Here is a 2,208-nt window from a genome sequence, read left to right as displayed (position 1 = left end):
ATTTTTAAAAGAGGTTTGTATTAAATAATGCAATTTAGTAAAATATAAAAAAATGACAGTCCTGAATTATAATTTTTTATAACTTGCAGGATTGCCATTTTTTTCTTAAATAGTGAATATGGAGAGAGTATTATAAAATTCACTATTCAAGATATGAATTATTAAAAATATATTTGTTAGCATTATTATTAGTATGACTATTTTATTGGTCTAAAGGCATGTCATCAGGTTTAGGTCCTTTAGGTTTGTGATTTAACATTTCTATTAGTTTATTTGCTTCGTCTTTTGAGACTTTTCCGCTATTTAAAGATTTTGTAAGAGATTGAATTTCTGCGTCAGTTAATCTTTTTGGTGCGTCTTTTGGCTTGCATTTATCATTTGGTTTACCATGTGGACCTTTTCTTTCTAGCATTTTTGCAATTTCTGCCCCTTCATCTTTTGTAATTTTTCCATTATTTAATTTGGTTTTTAATTCTTCGATTCTAGCTGTATCAGGTTTTTTTATAATATTTCCATTTTCATCCACAAGATTTCCATTACTGTCTTTTTGCAGTCTGTGTGGCGGTTTGCATTCATCATTAGCCATGCTATTGGCAGTAGTAGTTCTACTAGGATTATTTGTCGCAACAGTTGTTCCTGCGAATACTGATAATGAAGTTAATAAAGCGATTCCTAAAATTTTTTTCTTACCTATTTTTTTCATAGTAGTTCCTCCGTTTATTTATTTTATATTTTTTACATCGTTCCTTATCGACAAGGATATAATATCAATAAATTTTGACAAAATTATGTAAAATTTGTGTCTTTTTTGTGAAGTTTTAAAATTTTTTTGAAAAAATATTCTACTTTGGTAATTTTAAGTTAATATAATTGAATTAAAAAGATTTTTTTAGTATAATTAAGAAGATTAAGTTTATGAAAGGGGAAAATTATGTTAAAAAGAGCAAAAAAATTGTATGAAAAATATAAAAAGACAAAAGTTACAGTAGAAGATTTGAAAAAGGCAGGAAAATTGAAAAATCATCTAGGGGCAGTTGCTACAAAATTTGGACTTCTTGTTAGAATGCTGCAGGCGGACAGAAGAGGAGAATTTAAGATTCCAGCGATGGATAAGGTAAAAATCATTGGAGCAATTGTTTATGTGATTTCAACAATTGATGCGGTGCCTGATATTTTACCTATTATTGGATTTGGCGATGATATTGGGATTGTAGCTTATGTTATTTCAAAATTAGGAAATCTAATTTCTGAATATGAAAAATTTGAGATTCAAAAGAATAGAGAAGATAAAGATAGGAATGTAGATTGGGATAATCTAAGAGTTGTAAATGAAGATTAGAAATGGAGAAATATGAAAAAAGAAAATTTTTTGAGGCAGTTTCCGGAAGAAATGGAGTATTTGGCTAGTAAATTATATAATTCATATGAAATTGCACGAAACTATGAAATTATAAGTTTTACGGAGGAATTTTATACACCAAATTTTTGGAAGAAGCTTGGAAAAAAGGTGGGTGGAGTGAATATTGCCTGTGACGGTGTTTTTACTGATAGTGATAGACGGCAAATTGCATTTGTACCTGATATTTTTATAAACGGAAATGATAATTTTGAAAATTTTTATAATGATTCTGATAAAAATAATGAAAATTTCGATATTAATGATGAAAAAATAAAAAGTTATGGAGAATTTGAAGAAAATTTTAGTAAAAATAGTTTTGAATTTCCGAATAAATTGTTAAAAATATCGATAGATTCAAGATTCCGTGAATATTTACACAAAGATTTTTTGGGAAGTCTTATGGGTCTTAATATAAAAAGAGAACTTATGGGGGATTTAATTATTGAAAATGAAAATAAACGGGTTTTAGGATACATTCCAGTTTCTGAAAAAATTGCAGAGTATATTATTTCAGAATTAAAACAAATTGGAAAAGCGCCTTGTGAAATTGAAATTATTGAAACCAAAAATAAAAATAGCCTTCCAAAATACAAGTATGATGATAAGTTAGTAACTGTTCCGTCAAAACGTCTAGACAGTATAGTTTCAACAATTACCAATTTATCCCGTACAAAAGTAATTGATCCGATTGAAAAAGGAAAAGTGCTGGTAGATTATGTAGAAGAAAAGGACAAGTCAAAAATGCTTGAGATTGGCAGTTTAATTACAGTAAGAGGATTTGGAAAGTATAGGTTGTTCTTAGATAAAGG

3 protein-coding genes are annotated in these 2,208 nt (G+C 28.0%); 2 read left to right on the top strand and 1 reads right to left on the bottom strand.

Going from position 1 to position 2,208, the window contains the following annotated elements; translation table 11 throughout:
• Positions 1-202: 202 nt before the first annotated feature.
• On the bottom strand, positions 203-703 hold the full coding sequence (locus Q0370_RS07915) for a hypothetical protein (protein ID WP_299574321.1): 501 nt from the start codon (positions 701-703) through the stop codon (positions 203-205).
• Between the two features lie 228 nt (positions 704-931).
• Between Q0370_RS07915 and Q0370_RS07910 the strand changes: the two genes are divergently transcribed.
• Both Q0370_RS07910 and Q0370_RS07905 read left to right on the top strand, forming a co-directional pair.
• Positions 932-1,339 (top strand): YkvA family protein, encoded by a 408-nt coding sequence (locus tag Q0370_RS07910; RefSeq protein WP_299574318.1) that lies wholly within the window; start codon positions 932-934, stop codon positions 1,337-1,339.
• A 12-nt stretch (positions 1,340-1,351) separates the two neighbouring features.
• A partial coding sequence (locus Q0370_RS07905) for a YlmH/Sll1252 family protein (protein WP_299574315.1) occupies positions 1,352-2,208 on the top strand: 857 nt, incomplete at its 3' end.

It is taken from the genome of uncultured Leptotrichia sp., from assembly GCF_938036635.1.
Lineage (GTDB): Bacteria > Fusobacteriota > Fusobacteriia > Fusobacteriales > Leptotrichiaceae > Leptotrichia > Leptotrichia hongkongensis.
The sequence above is the reverse complement of the archived record's forward strand: the minus strand, read 5'-3'. Positions and strand labels throughout refer to the sequence as shown.